The sequence below is a fragment of the Pseudomonas sp. GOM7 genome (assembly GCF_026723825.1).
Classification (GTDB): Bacteria; Pseudomonadota; Gammaproteobacteria; order Pseudomonadales; family Pseudomonadaceae; genus Aquipseudomonas.
Window position 1 is genome coordinate 3,883,124 of the sequence record NZ_CP113519.1, and the last position, 25,544, is coordinate 3,908,667.

General features: G+C 63.8%; 25 protein-coding genes. 14 read left to right on the top strand and 11 right to left on the bottom strand.

The genetic code is table 11. From position 1 onward, the window contains the following. Position 1 precedes the first annotated feature (1 nt). The gene (locus OU800_RS17100; RefSeq protein ID WP_268178529.1) at positions 2 to 1,312 is read right to left on the bottom strand and encodes an NTP/NDP exchange transporter; all 1,311 of its coding nucleotides are present in this window, start codon (positions 1,310 to 1,312) and stop codon (positions 2 to 4) included. 47 nt (positions 1,313 to 1,359) lie between these two features. After that, a complete protein-coding gene (locus OU800_RS17105) occupies positions 1,360 to 2,400 on the bottom strand; it encodes an SDR family oxidoreductase (protein WP_268178530.1) in 1,041 nt (346 codons plus the stop codon). 306 nt (positions 2,401 to 2,706) lie between these two features. On the opposite strand from OU800_RS17105, the gene OU800_RS17110 reads away from it, so the two are divergent. The 3 genes from OU800_RS17110 to OU800_RS17120 all read left to right on the top strand — a co-directional run bounded on the left by OU800_RS17110 (position 2,707) and on the right by OU800_RS17120 (position 5,529). Then, positions 2,707 to 3,630, top strand: a complete 924-nt coding sequence (locus tag OU800_RS17110; RefSeq protein ID WP_268178531.1) for a LysR family transcriptional regulator — start codon at positions 2,707 to 2,709, stop codon at positions 3,628 to 3,630. A gap of 76 nt (positions 3,631 to 3,706) precedes the next feature. Further along, a complete protein-coding gene (locus OU800_RS17115; RefSeq protein ID WP_268178532.1) occupies positions 3,707 to 4,900 on the top strand; it encodes an MFS transporter in 1,194 nt (397 codons plus the stop codon). Between the two features lie 71 nt (positions 4,901 to 4,971). After that, entirely contained in the window at positions 4,972 to 5,529 is a 558-nt protein-coding gene (locus OU800_RS17120) for a hypothetical protein (protein WP_268178533.1), read from the top strand. A gap of 61 nt (positions 5,530 to 5,590) precedes the next feature. Here the strand turns inward: OU800_RS17120 and OU800_RS17125 are convergent, their stop codons facing one another. Both OU800_RS17125 and OU800_RS17130 read right to left on the bottom strand, forming a co-directional pair. Further along, complete coding sequence (locus OU800_RS17125) at positions 5,591 to 6,892, bottom strand: SLC13 family permease (protein WP_268178534.1); 1,302 nt, start codon at positions 6,890 to 6,892, stop codon at positions 5,591 to 5,593. Positions 6,893 to 6,938: 46 nt separating this feature from the next. Further along, positions 6,939 to 7,763: an amidohydrolase family protein gene (locus OU800_RS17130; RefSeq protein ID WP_442964712.1), complete on the bottom strand. Its 825-nt coding sequence runs from the start codon at positions 7,761 to 7,763 to the stop codon at positions 6,939 to 6,941. A gap of 169 nt (positions 7,764 to 7,932) precedes the next feature. On the opposite strand from OU800_RS17130, the gene OU800_RS17135 reads away from it, so the two are divergent. Then, positions 7,933 to 8,670 (top strand): GntR family transcriptional regulator, encoded by a 738-nt coding sequence (locus OU800_RS17135; protein ID WP_268178536.1) that lies wholly within the window; start codon positions 7,933 to 7,935, stop codon positions 8,668 to 8,670. Positions 8,671 to 8,793: 123 nt separating this feature from the next. Here the strand turns inward: OU800_RS17135 and OU800_RS17140 are convergent, their stop codons facing one another. The 4 genes from OU800_RS17140 to OU800_RS17155 form a co-directional block, all read right to left on the bottom strand. Beyond that, on the bottom strand, positions 8,794 to 10,104 hold the full coding sequence (locus tag OU800_RS17140) for a CitMHS family transporter (protein ID WP_268178537.1): 1,311 nt from the start codon (positions 10,102 to 10,104) through the stop codon (positions 8,794 to 8,796). Positions 10,105 to 10,257: 153 nt separating this feature from the next. Beyond that, positions 10,258 to 10,746, bottom strand: a complete 489-nt coding sequence (locus OU800_RS17145) for a hypothetical protein (protein WP_268178538.1) — start codon at positions 10,744 to 10,746, stop codon at positions 10,258 to 10,260. Positions 10,747 to 10,850: 104 nt separating this feature from the next. Beyond that, entirely contained in the window at positions 10,851 to 12,554 is a 1,704-nt protein-coding gene (locus OU800_RS17150; RefSeq protein WP_268178539.1) for an amidase, read from the bottom strand. Between the two features lie 150 nt (positions 12,555 to 12,704). Further along, the gene (locus tag OU800_RS17155) at positions 12,705 to 12,935 is read right to left on the bottom strand and encodes a hypothetical protein (protein ID WP_268178540.1); all 231 of its coding nucleotides are present in this window, start codon (positions 12,933 to 12,935) and stop codon (positions 12,705 to 12,707) included. A 144-nt stretch (positions 12,936 to 13,079) separates the two neighbouring features. Between OU800_RS17155 and OU800_RS17160 the strand changes: the two genes are divergently transcribed. Next, complete coding sequence (locus OU800_RS17160; RefSeq protein WP_268178541.1) at positions 13,080 to 13,469, top strand: GFA family protein; 390 nt, start codon at positions 13,080 to 13,082, stop codon at positions 13,467 to 13,469. Positions 13,470 to 13,482: 13 nt separating this feature from the next. Here OU800_RS17160 and OU800_RS17165 read toward each other — a convergent pair whose 3' ends face one another. Both OU800_RS17165 and OU800_RS17170 read right to left on the bottom strand, forming a co-directional pair. Next, the gene (locus OU800_RS17165) at positions 13,483 to 14,187 is read right to left on the bottom strand and encodes a class I SAM-dependent methyltransferase (protein ID WP_268178542.1); all 705 of its coding nucleotides are present in this window, start codon (positions 14,185 to 14,187) and stop codon (positions 13,483 to 13,485) included. 161 nt (positions 14,188 to 14,348) lie between these two features. Further along, complete coding sequence (locus OU800_RS17170) at positions 14,349 to 15,113, bottom strand: SDR family NAD(P)-dependent oxidoreductase (RefSeq protein WP_268178543.1); 765 nt, start codon at positions 15,111 to 15,113, stop codon at positions 14,349 to 14,351. A 219-nt stretch (positions 15,114 to 15,332) separates the two neighbouring features. Between OU800_RS17170 and OU800_RS17175 the strand changes: the two genes are divergently transcribed. The 8 genes from OU800_RS17175 to OU800_RS17210 all read left to right on the top strand — a co-directional run bounded on the left by OU800_RS17175 (position 15,333) and on the right by OU800_RS17210 (position 22,738). Further along, the gene (locus OU800_RS17175; RefSeq protein ID WP_268178544.1) at positions 15,333 to 16,283 is read left to right on the top strand and encodes a helix-turn-helix domain-containing protein; all 951 of its coding nucleotides are present in this window, start codon (positions 15,333 to 15,335) and stop codon (positions 16,281 to 16,283) included. Positions 16,284 to 16,516: 233 nt separating this feature from the next. Beyond that, on the top strand, positions 16,517 to 17,734 hold the full coding sequence (locus OU800_RS17180; RefSeq protein ID WP_268178545.1) for an MFS transporter: 1,218 nt from the start codon (positions 16,517 to 16,519) through the stop codon (positions 17,732 to 17,734). Between the two features lie 78 nt (positions 17,735 to 17,812). Then, positions 17,813 to 18,868: an AI-2E family transporter gene (locus OU800_RS17185; RefSeq protein WP_268178546.1), complete on the top strand. Its 1,056-nt coding sequence runs from the start codon at positions 17,813 to 17,815 to the stop codon at positions 18,866 to 18,868. A 172-nt stretch (positions 18,869 to 19,040) separates the two neighbouring features. Beyond that, a complete protein-coding gene (locus OU800_RS17190) occupies positions 19,041 to 19,895 on the top strand; it encodes a hypothetical protein (protein WP_268178547.1) in 855 nt (284 codons plus the stop codon). A gap of 228 nt (positions 19,896 to 20,123) precedes the next feature. Next, complete coding sequence (locus tag OU800_RS17195) at positions 20,124 to 20,684, top strand: type 1 glutamine amidotransferase domain-containing protein (RefSeq protein WP_268178548.1); 561 nt, start codon at positions 20,124 to 20,126, stop codon at positions 20,682 to 20,684. Between the two features lie 163 nt (positions 20,685 to 20,847). Beyond that, entirely contained in the window at positions 20,848 to 21,360 is a 513-nt protein-coding gene (locus OU800_RS17200; protein WP_268178549.1) for a PAAR domain-containing protein, read from the top strand. A gap of 9 nt (positions 21,361 to 21,369) precedes the next feature. Next, positions 21,370 to 22,326, top strand: coding sequence for a DUF6402 family protein (locus OU800_RS17205; RefSeq protein ID WP_268178550.1), 957 nt, complete (start codon positions 21,370 to 21,372; stop codon positions 22,324 to 22,326). A 1-nt stretch (position 22,327) separates the two neighbouring features. After that, a complete protein-coding gene (locus tag OU800_RS17210) occupies positions 22,328 to 22,738 on the top strand; it encodes a hypothetical protein (RefSeq protein WP_268178551.1) in 411 nt (136 codons plus the stop codon). 16 nt (positions 22,739 to 22,754) lie between these two features. On the opposite strand, the gene OU800_RS17215 is transcribed toward OU800_RS17210, so the two are convergent. Then, complete coding sequence (locus OU800_RS17215; protein ID WP_268178552.1) at positions 22,755 to 23,441, bottom strand: phytanoyl-CoA dioxygenase family protein; 687 nt, start codon at positions 23,439 to 23,441, stop codon at positions 22,755 to 22,757. A 254-nt stretch (positions 23,442 to 23,695) separates the two neighbouring features. Between OU800_RS17215 and OU800_RS17220 the strand changes: the two genes are divergently transcribed. After that, positions 23,696 to 25,468 (top strand): diguanylate cyclase domain-containing protein, encoded by a 1,773-nt coding sequence (locus tag OU800_RS17220; RefSeq protein ID WP_268178553.1) that lies wholly within the window; start codon positions 23,696 to 23,698, stop codon positions 25,466 to 25,468. Positions 25,469 to 25,544 lie beyond the last annotated feature (76 nt).

Genomic DNA, 25,544 nt, shown 5'->3' on the forward strand with positions numbered 1-25,544 from the left:
GTTATGGGGTCGCCAGCAGTCGCTGCTCGGTCGCCTTGCGATCCGCCTGGGTGCCCAGGTACCAGCCAAGCAGCCCCCATAGCGCAGCGCTGGCTGCGCCCACCAGCGCCACCAGCCAGGCGCCCTGGCCAAGCATGTCCAGCAGGCTCTTGAACCAGCCACTGATGGCATCGCCCGCACGGTAGACCACGGTGTCGATGAAGTTCTTCGCCTTGTACTTGCTCTCGGCATCCAGCGGCGCGAACAGCATCTCCCGCCCCGGCCGCACGAAGGCATACTCGCCGATACGCCGCACGATCATCAGCGCCGCCAGCATGGCGAAGGTCGGCATCAGCAGCAGGCCGATGAAGCCGACGCACACCAACAGCGGTACGCAGGCCAGCAACACCCTCACCCCCAGGCGTCTGGCGATACGCCCGGTGATGAACACCTGGGCGACCAGCGCGCCGCCCTGCACGATGAAATCGATCAGGCCAAACACGCGCACCTGATCGGCACGCTGCGGGAACAGCTCGGCCACCAGGCGCGCCTGCTCGAAATACAGAAAGGTACTGGCCGTGGCCAGCAGGATGACGAAACCGGCGATGCCCAACAGGTAGGGCGAAGCCAGCACCCGCTGCAAGCCACTGAACGGATTGCCCGGCACCGGGCGCCGCGGGCTTTCCGCCTGCACCGCGCCTGCACGCCCAGCCCCACCTTGCTCGCGCCAGCGCATCAGCACCTGCTTGAGCGACAACGCCATGGCCAGCAGTACGGCGGCCAGCAGGATCAGGCCGCTCTGCCCGAGCAGACCGACCAGCGACGCACTCAGCGCCGGCCCGACCAGGCCGCCGACACTGGCACCGGCAGCGATGAAGGCGAACAGCCGCTTGGCCTGCTCGCTGTCGAACACATCCGCCATCAGGCTCCAGGCCACCGAAACGACGAACAGATTGTAGACCGAGATCCACACGTAGAAGCTGCGCGCCAGCCACAGGCTCTCAGCCGCCGTGAAGAACGCCAGGGCGAACAACGCCAGGTTGAGGGTGAAGAAGCCATACACCCAGTCGATGAAATGAATCCGCGGCACCCGCGAACTCAACCAGGCGAACAAGGGCACCGCCACCAGCATGACCACGAAGGTAGCGGTGAACAGCCACTGCAGATTCTCCACCCCGGAGACGATGCCCATGGCCTCGCGGATCGGCCGCAGCATGAAATAACCCGAGAACAGGCAGAAGAACAGGGCAAAGCCGGCCAGGGCTGGCCACAGCTCGCCGCGCTGCGCGTTGATGGCCAGGGCCACGCGCTGCGACAGGGTTGACGATGACATGGGAAATTCCTCGAAGGGGGGCGCCCACCTGGCGCACGGGTAATGACTCAGCCGTAGCGAACGCCCGTCAGGCGCTCGGCCACCGACCACAGGCGCGCCGCGTCCTCGGCATCCCCTGCCGCAGCCGGCACCCTGGCCAGGCCAAGCGGGCCGCGTTTTTCCTCTTCGCCGGTGGGCCCGTAATAACGGCCACCCTCGGCTTCGGCAGCCGTTGCCGCGAACAGCGACGACAGCGCCCCCTGCGCGGCCGAGTGGTAAGCCTCGCGATCCTCCGCCCACTGGCGGCCGAACTCGCTCTGCAACCCGGGCCCGCGCTCGACCAGCTCGGTGACGGCAACCCCCGGGTGCGCGGCGATGCTGCTAATGCCCCAGCCATTGGCCTGACTGCGCCGCTGCAGCTCGAACGCCATCATCAGGCAGGCCAGTTTCGACTGGGCATAGGCTGCATAGGGGTTGTAATTGTTCTCCGACTGCAGATCATCGAAATTGATACGGCCACGGTGCACGGCGATGCTGGCCAGGGTCACCACCCGCGCATCGGCGGATTTGAGCAGCGACGGCAGGAGCAAGCCGGTGAGGGCGAAGTGGCCGAGAAAGTTGGTGGCCAGTTGCAGCTCGAAACCATCACGGGACACGCCACGCTGCGGCGGCGCCATGATCGCGGCATTGTTGATCAGTACATCCAGCGCTTCGTTCTCGTCGTTCAGACGCTGGGCGAGGTTGCGTACCGAGGCCAGATCAGCCAGATCCACCTGCTCGAAACGCAGGCGCGCATCCGGTACCTGGGCACGGATGCGCTCGATGCTCTCGACGCCACGCTGTGCATTGCGGGCGGCGATGATCACCTGCGCGCCAGCCCGACTCAGTGCCAGGGCATCCTCGAAGCCCATGCCACTGCTGCCGCCGGTGACCAGCATGCGCTTGCCGCGTAGCGCTGGCATGTCCGCCGCCTGCCAGTGCGGCGCCACCTCGGCCCAGGCAACCGAGGTGCCGAGCGCCCCCAGGGCCAGTCCGCCGCCCACCATCGCGAACAGCTTCAGAGCATCACGGCGCGTATGGCCCTGGCCTAGTGCAACTTTCTTTTTCATCACCTATTCCTCGTGTCCGTTGACTCGATGCGCCAGACAGGCGCTGCTACAGGACATAGGGTGCGGGCAGACGGCCTGTACGATAAGCCGTCCAAAGCCGAACAGCGTATACGGCCAGGCGGACAGTTACCCGGTGTGTCAAAGGCGCGCCCCCTAGCCCGGATGCAATCCGGGAATGAGCGCCGTAACGGCGAAGCTCACGGCTGAAGCCGCTCCCACACGAACCACCCAGTCTCCCCTTCAGGATTGGCAAACCCGCCACGACGCCGCATCATCCAAGGCTTCGCCATAGTCCGGCCGCCCCCCATGCGCCAACCGAACCTCTCCGATATCGCCCTGTTCGCCGCCGTGGTCGAGGCCGGCGGCTTCCGTGTCGCGGCGCAACGCCGTGGCATGTCGGCCTCGTCACTGAGCGATTGCCTGCGGCGCCTGGAAAAGGAGTTGGGTGTACGCCTGCTCAATCGCACCACCCGCGGCCTGACGCCCACGGAAATCGGCGCGCGGCTGCTGGAACGCCTGCGTCCGGCGCTGGACGAGATCAACGCCGCGCTCAACGACCTGCAGGAAGACCCGCAGCATCCGGTCGGTTCGTTGCGCCTGCATGTGCCGGGGGTCATCGCGCGGCACATCCTGCCGCACCTGCTGGACGGTTTTCTCGCGCGTTACCCCGGCATTGCGCTGGAGGTGAACATGGACAACACCTTCATCGACGTGATCGGTGCCGGGTACGACGCCGGCATTCGCTACGAGGAAAGCCTGGCCAAGGACATGATCGCCATTCCCATCGGGCCGCGTCGGCAACGCTTCATGGCAGTCGCCGCGCCCAGCTATCTGCAGCGCCACGGCACGCCGCAGCACCCCAGCGAACTGAGCGAGCACCGCCTGCTCGGCTACCGCTTCGCCAGCGGCAAGCTGGGCGTGTGGGAGTTCGAGCAGGCAGGACGCACCTTGCGCATCGCCCCCGAGGGCCGCCTGGTCAGCTCCTCGCAGGATCTGCTGATCGCCGCGGCCTGTGCCGGTCATGGCATCCTCTATACCTTCGAGGAATACATTGCCGCGCATCTCAGCAATGGCCAGTTGCAACCCCTCCTACAGGACTGGTGGCAACACTTCGAGGGCCCGTATCTGTACTACCACAGCAGGCGCCACGTGCCAGCGCCGCTGCGCGCCTTCGTCGACTACGTGAAGGCGCAGAACAACCTCGACCATTCGTCACAAAGCCCGAAATAGAGCGGCCGCCAATACCCAAGCAAGGCACTGGGAGAATATAATCCTGCGCCCCGCTCCACCCAATCCAAGGTTTTCCATGAGCCACCCTGCTCCCAGCGCCGCGACCTCGCTGTCGCCGGGCGCGATCCTTCTCATTCAACTTGCCCTGGCCCTCGGCGGCTTCGCCATCGGCACCGGCGAGTTCGCCATCATGGGCCTGATGCCCAACGTCGCCGCCGATCTTGGCGTCAGTGAACCCCAGGTCGGCCATGTGATCAGCGCCTACGCCCTCGGCGTGGTGGTCGGCGCCCCCGCGCTGGCCCTGCTCGGCGCGCGCCTGCCGAGGCGCATCCTGCTCCTGTTGCTGATGGCCTGCTTCGCCCTCGGCAACTTCGCCAGCGCCCTGGCGCCGACCTATGAGCCGCTGCTGATCTTCCGCTTCATCGCCGGCCTGCCGCACGGTGCCTATTTCGGCGTCGCCATGCTGGTGGCCGCGTCCATGGCACCACCGCACAAGCGCGCCAAGGCGGTCAGCCGAGTGCTGGCCGGCCTCACCGTGGCCATTCTGATCGGCAATCCGCTGGCCACCTGGCTCGGCCAGTTCATGAGCTGGCGCTACGCCTTCGCCCTGGTCGGAGTGATCGCCCTGAGCACCATCGCCATGGTGGCGATCTTCCTGCCAGCCGATCCGCACGAGGAGCGCAGCAGCCCGACAGGCGAGCTGCGCGCCTTCAATCGTGCGCCGATCTGGCTGGCCCTGGGCATGGGTGCCATCGGCTTCGCCGGGATGTTCTGCGTGTTCAGCTACATGGCCCCCACACTGCTCCACGTCACCCAGGTCGGTCCAGGCTGGATTCCCCTGGCCATGGCCGTGTTCGGTGCCGGTTGCATCGTCGGCAACAGCGCCGGTGGCTGGCTGTTCGACCGCCTGCGCCTGCGCGCGGTGGCCTGGATCCTGGCCTGGAGCACCCTGGTGCTGCTGGTCTTCCCGTTCGCCGCGCACAGCCTGTGGAGCATCCTGCCGGCGATCTTCGCCCTGGGTACCATGATCGCGCTCGGCCCGGCGTTGCAGACCCACCTGATGGACGTCGCCAGCGGTGCCCAGACCCTGGCGGCAGCCTCCAACCATGCCGCCTTCAACGTCGCCAACGCTCTCGGCCCCTGGCTCGGCGGCCTGGCCATCAGCGCCGGCATGAACTGGACGGTCACCGGCTATATCGGCGCCGCCACTGCCATCGGCGGCCTGGTGCTGTTCGCCTGGGCCTGGCGCGTGCAACACGCAACGCACTGACAGCCCAGAGGTGCATGACGGTGCGCGCGCAGGTATCTTCTGCCTCCCCAGCCACCGTCATGACCCATTCGATGATTGCCCAGTTTCTGCGCCTCACCCTGATCGGCACCGCCCTCCTTACCTCACTGCACGCCCAGGCCAAGGTGACCGTTGAAGCCCACGATGGGCTGTTGGCAGCGAAGATTTCCGAAGAGATAGTGCCCGGCGATTACGAAGCCCTGCTCAAAGGACTGCGCGCCCACCCAGGCCACTTCACGCGCAAGATCGTCTTGCTCGACAGCATCGGCGGCAGCGCGCCGGAAGCCATGCGCATGGGGCGCCTGCTGCGCGAAACCGGCTTCGAGGTGCTGGTGCCGTCCGACGGGCTGTGCCAGGGCAGTTGCATCTACCTGCTGGCAGCGGGCAAGAAACGCATGGTCAAGGGTGCCGTGGCGCTGCGCCGCCCGCCCTTCGCCAATGGTGACTCGGCACTGGCCCAGACGGCCGGCCCACGCGCCTTCGTCAGCCCGGCCAGCTACTTCCGCGAAATGGGGGTGAACACCAGCCTGGCCGAAGCCATCGAGCAGGTCCCGGAGGGGCGCATTCGCCTGCTGAGCCAGAGTGACCTGGCGCATTATCGATTGCAGTAGGGAGGAGGTGCCACCGCGTTGGTGCGCCGCACGAGCGGCACACCAACGCGGCAGGCTTGCATCAGAACAGGAAGGTCAGCGCCAGGTTGAACAGCATGGCGGCGACGAAGCCGATGGGTGCGGCGCGCAGCAGCAGTTGCGAGAACAGCGTGGCGCGCGCCTTCTCTTCGGTGCAGGAGCCCAGCAGCAGGCTGCCACCGGAGGAGAACGGCGAGATCGAGGTGGCCTGAGCGCCGACCACGATGGCGATGAAGATGATCATCGGGTCGATCGACATCGAGGCCGCCAGCGGCAGCACCATCGGGAACAGTGCCGGGGTCACCACACCCAGGGTGCTGGCGAAGATCGACATCAGCGCCGCCACCACACCGAAGGCTACCGGAATCATCACGGGCGGAATGTTGCCGCTGATCCACGACGCCAGGGCAGCGATGGTGCCGGCCTTGATCGCGACGGTAATCAGCATGCCGACACCGCAGATCATGATCAGCGTCGACCAGGGCACCGAGGCGATGGCCTTGCGCTCGTCGCCCAGTTTCAGCAACAGCGCGATCACCGAGAACAGGCTGGCGATCAGGCCGATGTCCACCTTGCTGTTGATGAACTTGACCGTGGCATTGTCCGGGAAGGCCAGCAGCGCCAGCGGCGCAGCCAGTACCAGCAGCATCATCAGCACGGTCAGCAGCAGGGTCAGTTTCTGCTCGCGGTTGAAGGGCTCGGGCAGGTCGGCGTTGATCACCGCGTTCTTCAGGTTGCGGCCATGGCCACCGAGGAAGACGAAAGCGCTGATCACCAGCACCGGGATGATCGCCGTGCTGGCGAAGATCGCCAGGGCATTGACGAAGGCTTCGCTCTCCGGCATGCCGGCGCTGGTCATCAGGCCGCGGAAGATGATGCCGCTCTGGCTGGACACGAAGTTCGCCCCGGCCAGGGCGCCGTAGTTCACCGCCATGCCGCCGAGAATCAGGCTCATGCCGGTGCGCTGGCACAGCAGCAGGGTCAGCGGTGCCATGAAGGCCAGCACGGTGTAGTAACCGGCGCCCATGCCGGCGATCACGCTACCGGTCACGAAGATGGCGTAAGGCAGCAGGTGCGGCACGCCACGGCAGCGGTACAACAGGTGGCCGGCGAGCTTCTCCAGGGTGCCGTTGACGGTGGCGAAGCTGTAGAACAGGCAGACCGAGAAGATCACGAAGAAGATCTTCAGCGGCCACATGCTGATGATGTCGCCTGGGCTCAGGCCCATGCCGAAACAGCCCAGCAGGTAGGCGAAGGCAATGGCGAACAGGCCGATGTTGATCTTGGTGGTGTAACCCAAGGCGACGGCAAGAACGATCGCGCTGACGACGAGCAAGCTCATCATGATGGTTTGACTCCTTTTGTTGTTCTGATGTGAGCGCCGGCCTCGCTTACGCGAAGCCGAACAGGGTTGCAGGGTTATCCACCAGAACGCGACGGCGCTCCTCGGGGTTGGGCAGCAGAGCCTCGAGCAGCGCGAACTGCTGATCGTAGCGGGTCTGCGACTCGAACTGGGTGTTGGGCCAATCGCTGCCCCAAAGAAAGCGCCCCACCCCGCCACAGGCCGCGCGCAAATGCGCGGTGATGGCCTGGGCGCGGGCCAGGTCGGATTGGCTGCGGTAGGCGGCAGACAGCTTGATCCACAGCGGCGCCTGGCCGAACAGAGCGAAGAAGGCCTCGTGCCGTGGATCATCCAGACGCAGGCTGGGCTGCGGCAGACCGAAATGATCGATCACCAGGGTGACGCCGGATTCGAGAATCACCGGCACGATCGACGGCAGATCATCGAAACCGCGCTGGATCTCCACCTGCCAGCCACGCCGGGCCAGGCGGCGGAACAGCTCGTTCCAGGCCGCGCTGGTGTAATCCTCCAGGGCCTTGCCGATCAGGTTCAGGCGCACGCCTACCACGCCAGCGGCGGCCAGGGCGTCCAGCTCGGCATCGCTCACCTGCGCATCGACCACCGCCACGCCACGCAGGCGCTCGGGGAAACGTTGCAGCGCTTCGACCATGTAATGGTTGTCGGTGCCGAGAAAGCTCGGCTGGATCAGCACGCCATGGGACAGGCCACAGCCATCCAGATGAGCCAGGTACTGCTCCACCGTGGCGTCATACGCAGGGCTGTAGCGACGGCCGGGCACCATCGGCAGATCCTGGCGAAAGATGTGGGCATGGGTGTCGATGCCGGTGAAGCTGGCAGTAGGCATGGGCGTCACGAAACTACCTCTGTCGTTCATTGTTCGAGCCGCGCGTCGAGGCGACTGCTTTTTATACAGACATTCAGTCATATATATGAATATATGACTCTATCGAGAGAGTTCCACTGCTGTCAACGCGACACCCAGTGGTAAAGTGACGGCCGGTCGAGATTCGGATGCGTGATCTATGAGCGTTACACCCCTGGGACAGGATGAACGTCTGCCGCTGTACCAGCGGCTACGGGACGAGATGCTGGCGAAAATTGCCGCTGGCCAGTGGCTACCGGGCGAGGCCATCCCCACCGAAGCGGAACTGACCCGCCAGTACGGCGTGGCGGTGGGCACGGTGCGCAAGGCCGTGGAGACCCTGGTGGCCGAAGGGTTGCTGGTGCGTGCTCAGGGGCGCGGCACCTTCGTGCGGCGGCCGAATTTCGACGGTTCGCTGTTCCGTTTCTTTCGTCAGGTCAGCGCCAGTGGCCTCACCCAGGTGCCGCTGAGCCACATTCTCGACTGTCAGCGTGTCCCCGCTGAAGAGGCCGCGCGCCAGGCACTGCGGTTGGCCGAGGGCGAAGCCTGTATTCACCTGCAGCGTCTGCGCCTGGTGGAAGGTCGTCCGCTGTTCCATGAGCGTATCTGGCTGCCAGCCTCACGTTTCGGCGCCCTGCAGGAGATCGCACCGAACGACTTTCCCCAGTTGCTCTACCCCTTCTACGAGGAGCACTGCGGCCAACGCATCGCCTCGGCACAGGAAACCCTCACCGTCTCCTCTGCCGATGCCTCGCTGGCGGCCACGCTCGACGTCGACGAAGGCAGCCCCATCGTGGTCATCGAACGCATCGCCCTGGGCTACGATCGCACCCCGCTGGAGTACCGCCTGTCACGCGCCGCCGCAGAGAATTTCCGCTATCAGGTGGAGATCAGCTAGAAACCTGCCGCTGCAGCAGCAAAGGCCATGCTGCGCATGGCGCCCCTTTCTTGTACGACTGAGGGGCGCCAGCCCCTGGGGCCCAGGTTTCGGCGCGAACCGCGAGCGAAACCTCAACAGGCCCTAGAACATGCCCAGCCCCCAGGCCGCGCCGAACAGCACCAGCGAGAAGCCCCACATCCACCACAGCGAGTAGCGGATATGGCGGCCCAGATCCAGCCCGGCCAGGCCCAGGGCCAACCACAGCGCCGGCGAGAAGGGGCTGATGAAGGTGCCGATGATATTGCCGATGGTCAGCGCGTAGACCACGCTGGCCGGCTCCACGCCCTGGGCACTGACCACTTCCAGGGTCACTGGCAACAGGCCGAAGTAGTAGGCGTCGGTGCTGAGCATCAGCTCCATGGGCAGGCCGAACAGGCCGAGCACGATATGCATCTGCCCTACCAGCGGCGCCGGCAACACCTGCGCCAGATCCTGGGCGATGGACGTGAGCATGCCGCTGCCGGTGAAGATGCCGAGCATCGAACCCGCCGCCAGGATGATCATGCCCATGCTCAGTGCAGCCGGTGCATGCGCCGAGATACGCTGCATCTGCGCCTTGCCACCCGGATAGTTGATCAGCAGCGCCAGGCACAGGCCAATCATGAAGATGTAGCCGGCCGGCAGCACACCGGAGAACAGCGACACCAGTACCGCCAGGAACAACGCGGCGTTGGCCCAAAGCAGGCGCGGGCGTTCCAGCTCACGCTCCTCGGCGCTCGGCTCGTGCAGGTCGCTGCTGGTTTCCACCAGTACGCCTTCGTCACCCGTCTTACCGGCGACGATGCGACGTTGCTCGCGCCAGCCCAGCAGTGCGGCCAGGGCAATCAGCAGCACCACACCGATGGCCTGAATGGTGATCAGGGGGCGCCACAGTTCGGTGACCTCGATGCCGGTCACCGCCGATGCACGGCCCAACGGCCCGGCCCAGGGCAGCATGTTGAAGATGCCGGCGCCCAGAGCCAGGAGCAGGAGCATCAGATAGGGGCTCATGCGCAGTTGCTTGTACAGCGGCAGCAGAGCGGGAACGGTCAGCAGGAAGGTGGTGGCACCGGCGCCATCGAGGTGGGCCAGCATGCCGATCACCGCCGTGGCCACGGTCACCGCGATGACGTTGCCGCGGGTCAGGCGCACCATACCGCCGATCAACGGGCGGAACAGCCCGGTGTCCTGCAGCACGCCGAAAAAGGTGATGGCGAACACGAACATGGTGGCAATGGCGGTGACGCGACCGATGCCATCGGTGAAGAAACCGGAAATCGCCTCGGGGCCGAAGCCCGCAGCCAACGCACCCAGCAGCGGCACCACGATCAATGGCAGAACGGGCGACATGCGCCCAACGAGCAACAGCACAACCAGGCAGCAAATGGTCAACAGACCAATCAGGGTCAACAAACCGCTTTCTCCTCTTTTTCTTGTCGGCACGCGAAAAGCACGCCCGGAGGCTAAAAGGCCAACCTTTCAGCAACCTTTAAGCGGCAGACACCAGGAGGAGGAAATGTCAGGGGATATGTCGCGACGAAGAGGACATGGGGAGGCCACGCGCGCCTATGCGCCGCGCGTGCTGCGCTGCTGCAGAAGCAGCGAGGCCTCGTTGTAGGCACTCTGGAAGGCTTCGCTGCTGATCCAGGCGATGGCGGCGTCCTCGTCTTCATCATGGAAGAAGGCACGATAGGCAATCAGCAACGCCATGATGAAATCGGTGGCCGAGTCTTGCGACTCTTCGGCCACCACCAGCTCCAGCACCGGGTATTGCAAAAATACCAGGCACAGCGCCAGCAGGCTGGTGCGCTCGGCGTACTGCATGCGCACGAACAGCTCGTCGAACAGCGCCGGGTCGAAGCCGTTCTCCTCGATGTCCTGGAAATCGAAGGTGCTCAAGTCGAACTCGATATCATCGAACGGCTCGTCGATCAGCGGATCGGCCAGCACCGGATGAAGGAGACCGCCCTTGGCCCTGGTCTTGCCCATACGGTTCTGCCTGGCCTTGGTCTTGGCCCGCTGGGCGCGTTTCTTCTGCTTGTCGGGGGATGCCATGGCGGCAAACTCCTTGCTCGTGAGCGCCATGTGCATGGCGGGAGAATCGGGGCCGTGGCTGAGCCTGGCCGAGGAAGAAGGTAGCCCTCCCCGGCCGCTGCGGTTCAGGCCAATGGCGGTGTGCGCGGTGGAATCAGGCGTTTGCTGCCGGTCGACTCGTAGGCAGCCGCCAGTCGCAACAACGACGAGTCATCGTAGGCGCGACCGGCGAAGGTCAGGCCCACCGGCATGCCGATATCGGCCATCACGCCCATGGGCACGGTGACGGTGGGCACGCCCTGATGGCGAATGGTGAGGTTGCCGTTGGCGACCCAGATGCCGTTGCTCCAGGCGATGTCGGCCGATTGCGGATTGACGTCCGCATCGGCCGGGCCGACATCGGCCACGGCGGGGAAGATCACCGCATCGAGCTCGAGCGCGTCCATCCAGTCTTCCAGATCCAGCTTGCGGGTCATCTCCAGGGCACGCAGGCCGTCCGGCACGCTGGGGATCTCGTTCCAGGGAGTGATGCCGCGCTGAGCCATGCGCACGTATTCGTCCATGCCAACGGCCAGGTCATCCTCGCGGTTGGGCAGGGTGCCGGGGTCGTGGGGGAAGATCTGCGGGCCATCGACGTCGGCCAGGCGATTGAGCTTGGGGTCGCCATTGGCGCGCAGGAAGTCGTCGAAGGCCCAACCCGACAGCTCCCACAGCTCGTCGTGCAGAAACTGGCGCGGCACCAGGCCTCGGTTGTACAGCGTCGGCGCACCGGGGCGGTCGCCTTCGCAGTTGGAGACCAACGGGAAGTCCACCTCGATCACCGTGGCACCGGCCTGTTCCAGGGCAGCACGAGCCTGTTCCCAGAGATCGATGACCGAGGCGCGGGTGTGGATGCGTTGCCCGGTCGGCCCGCCGATGCCGGGATTTTCGCTGGTACCGGCCAGCTCGTCCTTGTTGATGTACATGCGCGGCACGCCCAGGCGTTTGCCTTTCAGCGCATCGGCGCTGGCGGCCAGATCGAGGTAGGAGGCCGGGCGCACTTCGGAGGCTTTCGGGATCGGCACCCAAGGCTGCAGGCGCCAGAGATCGCCACGGGTGTCCGGATCATCGGCCACCACCACATCCAGCACTTCGAGCAGATCGGTCATGCTGCGCGCGTAAGGCACCACCACATCCATGGTCGGCGTCAGCGGCCAGTTACCACGCACCGAGATGACCCCGCGCGACGGCGTGTAGGCGCATAAGCCATTGTTCGAGGCGGGGCCACGCCCGCTCGACCAGGTTTCCTCGGCCAGGCCGAAGGCGGAGAAGCTGGCGGCGGTCGCTGTGCCGGCGCCATTGGACGAGCCAGAGGCGAAGGGAGCGGTCAGGTAGTTGGCGTTGTACGGGCTCTCGGCACGGCCGTAGACGCCGCGCTGCATACCGCCATTGGCCATCGGCGGCATATTGGTCTTGCCCAGGCAGATGGCACCGGCCGCACGCAGGCGCTCGATGGTGAAGGCGTCGCGCTGCGCCACCAGATCCTTGAACGCCGGGCTGCCGGAAGCAGCCGTCAGCCCCTTGACCAGGTAACTGTCCTTGGCGGTGTAGGGAATGCCGTCGAGCGGGCCGAGGGTTTCACCACGAGCACGGCGTGCATCGGAGGCCTCGGCCTCCTTGAGCGCGTCGGGGTTGTGTACCACCACCGCATTGAGCCGGGTCGCCGTATTCGGCCCGTCGTAGGCCTCGATGCGTGCCAGATAGGCCTTGACCAACTCGACCGCCGTAGTGCGGCCGGACTCCAGCGCGGCACGCAGCTCGGCAATGGAAACTTCGGTTACCTCGATCATGCTGTCATCACTCGCAAAAGGTTGGGCCTGCCAGCGGCACGACCCCAGGTACGAATACGGCATGCCTGCAGTCAATGCTGAGAAAGCCGCGACACTCTACCGTCGATGATACAGGGCAAAGGATTGCCAGAGGGAGCAGAACGGCAGTACTCAGTCACCGCCGCAGCCACCACTGTCACCGCCGCCACAGTCGCTACCGAAGAAGCTGCCCCCGCTGTCCAGGGTCGGACTGCCAGCGTCGCTCGAGTGGTACGTGCCTGTATGCTTTTTGCGCGCGGCCCACATCACCACCAGCAGAAAGACGATGAGTCCGGCAATCCCCAAGTACAGTCCCATCACGAAATCTCCATGCTCATGACAAGTAGCGGCATGATAGCCCATGCCCTCACCTGGGCTACGAAGGCGATGGCTGCGTCAGCCAGGCACATTGCGACATCCTTCACAGCGTCACAGGCAAACCGACATACCGCCTTCTCAGGGCTTTGCTAGGGTCGCAGCCAACACGCCAGAAATGGAGTACATCCTATGCCACACATCACCGGCGGCTGCCTCTGCGGCCAGGTACGTTTCACAGCCAGCGGCCAGCCTTACCGGGTCGGCCTGTGCCACTGCCTGGACTGCCGCAAGTATCACGGCGCCCTCTTCCATGCCTCGGCGATATTTGCGCAGGATGCGGTGACGATAGAAGGCGAAACCGGCCAGTACGGCGGCCGTCATTTCTGCCCGCGTTGCGGCTCGTCGGTGTTCTCGCGCACGGCGGATGAAATCGAGCTGAACCTTGGCTCGCTGGACGAACCGAACCAGTTCACCCCCACCTACGAACTCTGGACCATCCGCCGCGAAGCCTGGTTGCCGCCCTTCCCCCTCGACCGACACTACCCGCGCGACCGCGAGCACGGCAGCCGAACGGAGTGAATGGCCGCGGCGTTCAGCCCTCGGCCAAACGCCGGCAGCCCCAGCCCCCCATCAGCCCGGCCTGGAAGAACTGCACTGGCGCGCTGAACCCCGCCGCCTCGATGATACCGGCCACCTGCTGCGCCGGCAGCACGGCCACATCCCGGGCATAGGCGGCTCGCGCCCGTTCGAGCATTTCAGGCTGTACGCCGGCGGCAGACATCAGGGTCATCCACTGGTGCAGCAACACCTCGTAGGCGGGCGTTCGGGTATCGCAAGTCAGATCCGCGTTGGCCAGTAATGCGCCGGGTTTGAGGCGCTGCGCGATCTGCCGAAAGAAGTCGGTGCGGGCCGAGGTATCGAGGAAAAACTGCGAGACCAGGAAACAGGTGGCGCCGTCATAAGCGGATTGCGCCGCCAGCGAATCGAGGTAACCCTCATGGAAGTCGCAACGCTGCAGAAAACCGCCGCGCTGCGCTCGTTGCCGACACTGCTCGAGCATCGCCCCCGAGGGGTCGAGCGCCGTGAAGCGCCAAGCGGGAAAGCGCTCGGCCAGGTAGCCGATCTCCGCCCCCGTGCCCACCCCGACGCAGAGAATCCGCGCATCGGCCGGCAGTTCGGTGAACAGCGCATCGAGCAGCAGATACAGCGTCTGGCGGATCGGCGCCATGCCCGCCCACTGCTGGTCGTAACCCGCCGCCTGCTGATCGAACAGCGTCTTGAGTTCCTCGTCACGCATGGCCAAACCTCCTCGATTGATGATCCTCGTGCCATCCAGTATCCCAGAGCTGTCAAGAGCCGCACCGACCTCGAAAACTGTTCGTCACGCTGGAGCTGCTTTGCTGGAGCGATGCACCGGCACCAGACTCACGTTGGCGCGAGTGCAGCCTGAATCGCATGTCAGCCAGCCGTCACTGTCATGCCACCATCGGCCATGACCACCGCCCCGACCATGAAGCTCGCCCGCTCGGATGCCAGAAAGGCGACCACCTCGGCGATCTCCTGCGGTTGAGCCGCACGGCCGATCGGTGCTGCCTCGCCATGCTGTGCCAGAAAGGCAGGGCCATCCTCCACAACATCGTTGAGTATGTTGGTCACCACATCGCCCGAACCGACGGCGTTCACCCGGATGCCATGCTCGATGGCCTCCAGCGCCAGGGTGCGCGTGAGCTGGGCCAGCGCCCCCTTGGAAGCTGCGTAGGCAGCAATGGTGGGAAAGGCGAAATAAGACGCATAGGAGGCGATATTGACGATGGAGCCCACCTTGTTCGGCATCATCGCCTTCATCGCCTCACGGCAATGCAGGAAGGCAGCAGTGGCGTTGACAGCCTGAATGCGCTCCCAGTCCTGCCGGCTCATGTCCACCACCGCTTTGTTGATGATGATGCCCGCGTTGTTCACCAGGATGTCGAGCCGGCCGAACTGCTCGACCGCAAGCGCTACCGCGCGCTCAGCGGCGCCGTCCTCGGTGATGTCCGCGACCAAGGGTACCAACCCCGGCTGGGCCAGCGTTTTCACGGCGGAGTCGATGTCCTCCGCGATGACCCTGGCACCGCGAGCATGCAACAACAGCGCGATGGCCTTGCCGATGCCGCTGGCGGCACCAGTGACCAGGGCAACCTGGCCTTCAAAATCCTGCGTGATGGTGTGCTTGATGTCAGACATGTCGGCTCCTTATCTAATCTATCAGGGCGAAGCGAGCGACAAATGCAGGTGCGCTCGAATACGGTTTCATCTTCCCTCGCTTGACCATGCCAGGCTTTCGCCGTCTTGCGCTGGCTGTCGCGATCTTGCGCTCGATCTGCTGAAGCATGGAGGGATGGCAGCCCAGCGCCCACGCGCTAACCTCTAACCCTGCCCCCTGCCCCCTGGCACCTGGCATCGATGGAGACGTTACTGATGAAGCAATCCAAACCTGCCGACTCGTCCAACGCCTTGCGGATTCCGGCCGAAGCCATGTGGCGATACATGCCCGGCGACAATCCTGTCTCGCCACAGTCGCCCGACACGCAGGACGTGGTGTTGCACCTCTTCATCCACCGCAGCATCGCCGAGCCGATCCTGGTGCCGGCTGTGGCCGAGCCGCTGCTGGTGATGGTGCTGGCAGGCTCGGCCATCGTCGAAGAGCGTGAACCAGGAGGTGCATGGAAGCAGGCCGAGGTGTGCGTCGGCGATTTTTTTCTGACCAGCACCACGCAGCCCTATGAAATGCGCTGGCAGGCCACCAATGGCGACAGCTTCGAGGTGATGCACCTTTATCTCGCCCCCGCCCTGATCGACAATGCAGCCCGCGACCTAGCATTACCGCACGCCGCGATGGTGAGCTTCGTCGATGTCTCTGGTGGCCGTGACGAATGGGTACGGCTGCTGCTCGAACGACTTCGTTCGGAACTCCTCGACAGCCGCCCCACCAGCCAACTCCTCGTGCACAGCCTGGCCCAGGCCTTGGCGATTCACCTCGTACGCAACTATCGAGCCCCGCCGAGTATGGGCAGGTTCCGCAACGCCCTGCCGACTTACAAACTGAGGCGCGTGATCGAACTGATGACCGAGCGCCTAGCACAAGACTTTTCCCTGGCCGCCCTCGCGCAGGCCGCGCAACTGAGCGAATACCACTTCAGCCGGCTGTTCAAGCGCGCCACCGGGCTGTCGCCATCGCATTACTTCATCCGCCTGCGCATGGCACATGCACGTAAATTGCTGCTGGAAACCGACCACAGCGTTATCGATATTGGCCTGGAGGTAGGCTACTCAAGCCCCAGTCACTTCTCGCAGGTCTTTCGTCGCGAGGTGGGCGTTACACCCAGTGCCTACCGCTCGCCAGAGCGGAGCTAGGAGCGACAAGACGGCAGCGCCCTTGCACGAACGGGCCAGCCCTGCAACGCAAGGCTGCCAGCAGTCCACCACCCGCCATTTTCAGCCGCAGTCGATCTCACCCAGGCGGATGTCAGCCAGCACTTGGCAACCTACAAATTTCGCATGCCCTCTTCCCATTTACCCCGCGCCAGGATAAACATAAGCATCGCTCATGTTTCTCTCCTGACTCACCCGCGAGGTTCATACAAGAAATGGGTTACCCCAGCCAAAACCCGACCGACAGCCTCGCGCCAACCACCGTCCGCCCCATGAGCCAGCGGCGCTGGGCAGTCGCTGCCCTGTTCGCCCTGGTGCTGTGCAGCAATCAGGCACAGGTCAGCTTTCTCATCCCCCAGCAGGCCCAGATCCAACAGCACTATGGCCTGGGCGAGCTGGCCAGCAGCCTGAGCATTCTGGTCATACCGCTGCTGTGCATCCTGTTCTCCATACCCTGTGGCCGGCTGATCGACAGGATCGGCTTCCGCCGAGGCGCAGCCTGGGGGTGTGGCCTGCTGGCGCTGTCACTGGGTTTCAGGTTCGACAGCAGCTTCTTCAGCCTGATGGCCGGGCAGGTGCTCATCGGCCTGTCGCAACCGATGCTGCTCAATGGCGTGGCGAAAATGTCCATCGAGTGGTTCGACGACGCCGAGCGCGGCACCGCCATCGGCATCAGCACGGCCGGGTTGTTCCTCGGTCTGGCCCTGGGCCTCGGCCTGCCGCCCTTGCTGGTCGAAGCCTATGGCATCCCACAGGCACTGGCGCTTACCGGCCTGGTGGGCCTGATACCAGCAGTGCTGCTGTGGCTCTGCACCCACAGGCCGGGCCATGACCTCACTCCGTCAGGCATCGAGGGCGGCTTGCTGCCACTGCTGCGGGCGCCGGCCATGGTGCCTGTGCTGATCACCACCGTCATCGGCTGCGGCCTGTTCAATGCCCTGGCCCTATGCCTGGAGCCCATGCTCAGAGAACACGGCTTCGCCCTCGAAACCCTGTCGGCAGCCGGCGCACTGATGATCACGGGCGGCGTGGTCGGCTCGCTGTTCGTCGCACCACTGGCCGAACGCCTGGGCGGCAAGTTCATCGTGCTGGCCGCCTGTGGCGTGGCGGTGATGCTGAGCATCTGCCTGCTCTACCAGGCCAGCACATCGTCTACCGTATTGCTCTATGCCACGCTGTTGGGCGCCTTTCAGTTACCCGGCTATGCCCTGCTCATCACCATGTCCGAAGAGATCGCCGGCAAGGATCACGCGGCCCAGGCCAACTCGCTCATCACCCTGGCCGGCAATATCGGTGCCGGTGCAGGCATCGGCTCGGTGGTACTGATTCATGCCGAACTGGGCCATTGGGCCTACGTGGCCACCTTCCTCATCGCCCTGGCGCTGATGCAGACGCTGATCGTCACGCTGTGCCGCTCCATTCGCCGGCTGTGAGCGGGCACCGGCAACTTTTCTGCACTTTGCCGCCCATCGGGGGGACTAAGGGGCATGAACCATCGCCCCGAACCGCCCATGCCCCTCGAACGCAAAGCCTTCGTCCTCCTGCTCGTCCTGGTGACGATCGCCTTCTTCTGGATCCTGCTGCCCTTCTACGGTGCCGTGTTCTGGGCCATGGTGCTGGCCGTGGTGTTCGCGCCGCTGCAACAGCGCCTGGTGCAACGCCTGGGCGGCAAGGACAACCTGGCCGCCCTGCTGACCCTGACCACCTGCCTGCTGGTGGCGATCCTGCCGGTGATCTTCATTACCTCGGCGGTGGTAGCCGAAGGCACGACCCTGTATGAAAAACTGGAGTCGGGTGAGCTGGATATCGGCACCTACGTCACCCAAACCGTGCAGACGTTGCCCCCCTCGATGCAGGAGCAGCTCGACCGTTTCGGTGTTTCCGACCTCAATGGCCTGCGCGAGAAGATCTCCCAGGGCGCCATGACCGCCAGCCAATACCTGGCCACCAAGGTGTTCGCTATCGGTCAGGGCACCTTTGAATTCCTCATCAGCTTCGGCGTGATGCTGTACTTGCTGTTCTTCCTGCTGCGCGATGGTCGCAGGCTGGTTCATGACATCCGCGCCGCCATTCCGCTGGGCGAGACCACCAAGCGCCGCCTGCAGATCAAGTTCACCCGCGTGGTGCGCGCCACGGTCAAGGGCAACGTGGTGGTGGCGGCGGTACAGGGCACCCTGGGCGGCCTGATCTTCTGGGTGCTGGGTATCTACAGCCCTCTGCTCTGGGGCGTGCTGATGGCTTTCCTGTCGCTGCTGCCAGCGGCCGGCGCCGGCATCGTCTGGGCCCCAGTGGCGATCTACCTGATGCTCAGCGGCAGCCTCTGGCCAGGCATCGTCCTCACCGCCTTCGGCGTGCTGGTGATCGGCCTGGTGGACAACATCCTGCGCCCCATTCTGGTCGGCAAGGACACCCGCCTGCCGGACTACCTGATCCTCATCTCCACCCTGGGCGGCCTGGCCCTGCTCGGCATCAACGGTTTCGTGATCGGGCCTTTGGTCGCAGCACTGTTCGTGACGAGCTGGAATCTGTTCGGGAGCAAAGGCAAGGTGGTGCAATTGCCGGAATGAAGCTTATCTACAGAGGGCACGATACCGACCTCTGGTAAACGGGCAAGCACCTACATGCCTTGCATGTGCCTGGCAGTTACGGCATGGACTCAAACCAATCCATGACATCATATTGACATGACCCGATAGCCTTCTACGCTGAAGACTCCATCTCCTTCACGGACGAACAAGCATGACGCTTCAGCGCCCCCTTTACCTGCTCCTGATTGCGGTCTTCGTCAGCGGCTGCGCCAATATGTCGGCCCCAAGGCATATTGCAGCCGCCTCTTGCAACGATGACCGGGCAAGCTCCATCTGCCTGCTTGACCGCCTGCAACTCGAATACGAGTCCTACAGCACGGGGGCTGCCAAGAGTCAGGCGGCCAGTGACGGCCTCATGCTGGCCAGTGCCGCGATAGGCGCGATAGGGGCGGCAGTGGGCAGCAGCTCCGAGCTGTACAAATCAGCCGGAGCCATCGGCCTTTCCGCGCTGGGGTTTTCCACCTATGGCAACTTCAAGACTCAGGATCGCGTGACTCGCGAGGCGAATGGCCGCCTTGCGTGTGCCAGACCTAACCTGGAGAAGCTCCTGGATCTTTCAGACAACGGCAATTCGTTCTTGCAGGGCATGGCAAGTTTCGACCTGACCGAGCATTCCGCGACCTTATCGATATCCGACGCCTTGCAGATGAAAGCCTCTATTGACCAGGACAAAGGCGCCAGGCTAGTCGCTGAAATTCAGAACCACCTCAATATGCGAAACAATGCAAAAACGGCAGACAGCATATTGGCCAATATCAACTCCGACGCCACGGAGTTGATCATGAAACTGCAAGACGGCGTCACGAAAACCATCAACGACGAATCATTCGATGTCGAGAAGTCGATCAAAGTCATCACCACCAAGCCAAAACTCTCAACAGACAGTGAGTCAACGCCGGGAGTGCCTTTCCTCACGATCGACAAGCTATCGGCTGAGGCGGTGATAGACACCTACAACGCCTTCATCCGATGCATGGCAGGCGAACAAAGTGCCGATGAGGGCTGATGTGCGCTGCCACCATGCCTTGGCTTACAGCAATGACTAATCGATTGGCAGAAGGGCAACCTTTGCCGATCAACGCCCTCCCCATTGCGAAGCGATACCCTCTGGACAAGCCACGTCGGTCGATCGATCCGAACTTCTGCGCTCCCCGCCTCTCAACCCTGATGCATACCACGTTCGCGAAGGCGATCACTCACCGCGCCCTGTGGCGCATCAGCGGAGGTTTTCCGGATGAGTACGAATCTGCAAGGCAAGAAGGTGCTGTTCATCACCGCCAATACGGGCATCGAGCGCGACGAGCTGCTCAAGCCCATGCAAGCGTTGAAGGATCAGGGTGCCACTGTCACCCATGCCAGCATCAAGGGCGGCCAGGCCGAGACCTGGCTGCAGGACAAGGAGAAGGACGTCAGCGTACAGTCGGATACGCACATCGCCGGCCTCGCTGCGCCAGACTATGACCTGCTGGTGATTCCCGGCGGCACGGTGAATGCCGATACCCTGCGCCAGGACGGCGATGCCCAGAGCCTGGTGCAGGCGTTCCGCGAAGCAGGCAAGCCGGTCGCGGCGATCTGCCATGGCCCCTGGCTGCTTATCGACGCCGGCGTGGTGCCCGGCAAGGTGCTGACCTCCTATTCCAGCGTGCGCACCGACCTGGTCAACGCCGGGGCGGAGTGGGTCGATACCCAGGTGCAGGTCTGCCAGGGTCAGAACTGGACGCTGATTACCTCGCGCAACCCTGGCGACATACAAGCCTTCAACGAGGCGTTGGGCAAGGCGCTGCTGGCGGCCTGAGACTGAGCCCACGGACACGCTGCTGCCATGGCGCGCCGGCCCTGTGGTGGCAGTTGCGCAAAGTGTTAAACGAGTCGAATTACGGGCGATGCGTGGTCGCGAGAACTCTTGAGCCCTGCTAGGGTCTTCATGACTCACCCCCACGACTACGAAGGGAACTCGTATGGCCAAGCCTGCCGCCCGCTTATCCGATACCCACGCCTGCCCTCTGCCCGGTCACGGTTCCAACCCCATAGCGGTGGGTTCTGCCGATGTGCTGTTCAACAACCTGCCCGCTGCCCGCGTCGGCGACAGCAGTAGCTGTGGCGGCGCGATCACTCAGGGTGAAGGCAGCATTCTGGTCAACGGCAAACCGGTCGCCTTCCTCGGCAGCCCCACCAGCCATGGCGGCAGCATCGTGACCGGCTCGGGCGACATTCTGGTCGGCTCATCAGTGAGCACGGCCCCCTTCACGGCTCCGGCGCCGATCCCCAGTCAGTTCGACGAGCATTTCGTGCTCAGCGACAGCGATACCGGCCAGCCCTTGGCTGGCCGCCCTTACAAGCTGAAGACGGCTTCCGGCAAAGTCATCGAAGGCGTTACCGATGAGCAGGGCAAGACCAAACGCGCAGCGGCCTATGCGGCCGAAGCCGTATCCGTCGAGTTCGAGCCACAAAGCGAAATCTTCATCGGTTGAGGTCAGGACATGTCGAGCGCCGAGCCAGTCGTTGCACAATCGAACCTGAGCCCAGCGAGCCAGACGCAAGGCACGCCGGTTCAGGCCAGGCTATTCAAGATCACCGACATTCCAGACGCCATGGAGGCCATCGACTGGCCGGTTTCCGCCGCGCTGATGCGCCACTGGTTTCAGGGGCAACCCTGGCCGACGGAAAATGGCGGCATGTCGACACGGGTCAAGGAACACGCCGAGTGGCCCCCGGCGCAGTACATCGAGGAAAGCATCGTCAAGATGAGCTGGGTGGCCAGCTTCGACAAGGTCAAGCCGGTGCTCGCCGAGCTACGCCGAAGCTGGAACAACGCCGCCGCCATGGGGCAGATCCGCAAGCATCTGCTCGCAGCCTATGGCGACAAGGCCCCTGGCTGCTACCCCCTGGTGTTCCCCAACCTGGCCAGCGCGGTGGAACGCTTCGGCTACTTCAACTCACGGCCCATCACCTTTGCCAAATGGGGCAGCGAAGGCCTCAACGACCTGCGCGGAGCGCTGGCTGACTTCAACCTGCGGGTGGCAGCCGAGGGCGAAGTGCGGGTGTATGCCGAGCGCATCGAGTTTCAGCCGCGAACCCTGCTGTTCTACGCCGAGGACAACTACGACTTCAACGACGATGGCACGGTGTTCAGCCAGCCGCTGGGCTTCTGGAACTTCGATGGCATAGCCCCCAGCCTGCTGCAAGCTTTCGCGCACAATGCCGGTGTGGATGCGGTTTCCCAAGGCATCATGCAGCAGTCGTTGTTCGGCATGAACACGGAAAACCAGAGGCGCTACATGGATGAACAGAGCAAACGCTACATGCTGGTGCTCAACAGCCATTTCGCCGAGTACCGAACCCGGTACAACAAAGGCGGCGATTTCCGCGTGTTTTCCGATCTGCTGCGCGAGCCGCTGCCGCCTGGCACCTCCGCCATCAACATAGCCAAGCCCTGACATGAAGAAGATCCTTGTCGCAGCCTGCGGCCTTTTCGCGACACTTGCATTGTTCCTGGGCTGGAGCCTGAACGAGGTGCTCGACGCGCCGGCCTCGGTTTCCCAGGTCAGCCCGCAAGGTGGCCATCTGATCGAAAGCGTGCCGGTACGCGGCCTGCTCGCCCCTGGCGGTGGCCTGTCGTACCTGCGCATCGTCGACCGCCAGGATCCGACCCAGGTATTTCGCAGCCCGCTCTACCTCAGGCAATCCGTGGACATGCGGGTCAGCGAGGATGAACAGACCCTGGGGGTGACCTGGATCGAGTTCGACAAGCGTGAACGGCGCTTCGTCCTCAGCATCCCCCAATGGCGCCCGGACTGGCGCAACCTGTTCATCAGCAACACGCCTTATGAGGTGGTACCCAACGGTTGAAGCGGGCCCCCGGCGTTCAGCGGTCGTCCCAGGGCCAGGTCATGTCCTCGGGAGTAAAACGCTCGCGGGTGTCCATCCGTACCCCTCGCAAGGCCATGCTCTGCAGGTGCGACTCATACAAGTTCGCCGAGAAATAGCTGATCAGGATGCTACGCCGCCGCGCGCCACTGGGGTTGAGGCTGCCGGCATGCAGCAGGTCGACATCGAACAGCAGGATGTCACCCGCGCGCCCCGCTAGCTGAATGACAGCGGACTCATCATCGAAATCGACCTCTGGCGCGCCGGGCAACGGGCGATGACTGCCGGGCACCAGGCGGGTCGCACCGTTGTCGGGGCCGTAATCGTCGAAATAGGCCAGGGCGTTGGCGATATCCCCTGGCCGCTGAGCCGACAGATCACGATGCAGGCGCTGGTGACCACGGCCTGCCAGGGGCTCGCGGCCTTCCACCTGAGCGAGGAAGAAGCGCTCACCGATCAACGCCCCGACCACGGCCAAGACCTGCGGCAAACGGCACACGGCCTGCACGCTCGGGTCATCATCCAGCAGCGAGTGGCGGTAATCCGTACCGCGCGGTACGGGCCATTGATCCGCCGGTTTCACCCCGGCATCGAAGGCGGCGCGCAGGCCATCGAGCCACTCGGGGGCGATGGCCTGACGCAGCAGGGTATAACCATCACGATGAAGTCGTTCACGTTCGAGCACGGCGTCTAGCCCTCTCCTTGTCCACTGCCCATGGCACAGAACAATGGCATGAGCAGTCAAGCCTTGCAGGCGCTTTACCCCGGCACAATTCGACCATTTCATCAGGTAATCGCCCGGCGCGTCCCACCAAGTTGGCTTATAACTAAAAGGACGTACCAGTGAGATATCGGCCCCAACCTCGAGCGGCTACAGGCTCGGAGGTCGGCAGATCTCGAGATGGAACTCAGCCCCTGGAGCAGAGTAACTGCCAAGCCATGCCGAATAGCCCCATACACCCCAACCGCTTCACCCGATATCTGTACGCCATGCTGGCTGTGGTGCTCATGCTGGGTCTGGCGTTCGTCGTACTGCTGCTCGAGCAGGCCAGGTATCAGGAGGCGGTCGAACAACGGCGACTCTCTCTGAATCTGGCCGAGGAGTTGCGCCAGTCCTCGGCGGATCTGGCGCGCATGATGCGCAGTTACGTGATCACTGGCGAGCGCCGCTACCTCGATCACTTCGACAGTGTGGTGGCGATCCGCGATGGCCTGCAGCCGCGTCCGGCCCATTACAACCTGGCCTACTGGGAGCTGAAGGCCATAGAGGGCAATGACGCCCAGAGCGCGCACGAAGAGCTAGGTGAGCGTATCGCCCTGATCGAACTGATGCGCCGTACCGGCTTCACCGAGAGAGAACTGAGCAAGCTCATCGAAGCCAAGCGCTACTCCGACGAGTTGGTCGAGATCGAAAGAGCCGCCATGCAACTCGCCGATAGCGAGCCTCGTCAGCCTCACAACCGTGACAGAGCGTTGACCACTCTCGCCGATCGGCACTTCATCACCCTCAAGGCCAAGGTGCTGCGGCCGATCATCGAAGCGCAGCAGATGATCATCACCCGCACGCAGAACTCGGTGGATATGGCGCAGCAGCGCCTGTCGATCGCCACGCTCTTCCTGTTCGTCATGTGCGGTACGCTGCTGGCCTTGATCCTGCTACTCGGCAGAGAGATTCGTCGGCTACTCGGCTGCTCGATGCAGGATCTGCAGAACACCCTGAATCGACTCGGCCACGGCGACTTCCTCACCCCCATCAAGGCGCAGGACAACAACAGCGTGCTGGGCTGGATCGCTCGCACGCAACGCCAATTGGCCTCGCTGAACCTGATGCACTTCAAGGCCCTGGTCGAATCTTCCGACGACGCCATCATCAGCAAGAGCACCGAGAGCATCGTCGCCAGCTGGAACGCAGGCGCGGAGCGCATGTTCGGTTACAGCGCCGAAGAGATGATCGGCACCTCGATTCGCCGCCTCATCCCCGAGGAGCGTGCCTTCGAGGAAGACGAGATCCTCGAGAAGATCACCCGGGGTGAGAAAGTCGAGCATTTTCAGACTCAACGCCTGCACCGTGACGGCCATCTGATCGACATTTCCGTGACCATTTCCCCCATCTACAACGAGGACGGTCGCATCATCGGTGCATCCAAGATCGCCCGGGACATATCCAGCGCCAAGGCGGCGCAAGCCGAGATTCATCAACTGGCCTTCTACGACACCCTGACCGGCCTGGCCAATCGCCGGCTGCTGATCGAGCGGCTGACGCAAGCCATCGATCGCTACAGCCGCGACCAGGCCAGCTTCGCGGTACTGTTTCTCGACCTCGACAACTTCAAGCGGCTCAATGACACGCTTGGTCATGAGGCTGGCGATGCCCTGCTCGAAGAGGTCGGCAAACGCCTGCTGGACACCCTGCGCAAGACCGACACCGCAGCGCGCCTGGGCGGTGATGAGTTCGTGCTGCTGGTCAACCTGCACCAGTCGTACATCTGCGACAACCAGTGGCTGCTCAGTGTGGTGGAGAAGGTGAAGACACGCATCGCCGCGCCCTACTCGATCCATGGCACCTCGCACAGTTGCACCACCAGCATCGGTGGCGTGATCTATGCCGGCCAGGATTGCACGGCCATGGAGCTGCTGAGCCAGGCCGATCATGCGATGTACCAGGCCAAGCGCCAGGGCAAGAACCAATTCCACCTCTATGACGGCGAGTAGCGCCATCGCCTGTCCGAGCCGAGCCAAATCTGCAGGTTCTGAGCGCGTCGGGATTTCCGCGAAAAACGTTATGGTA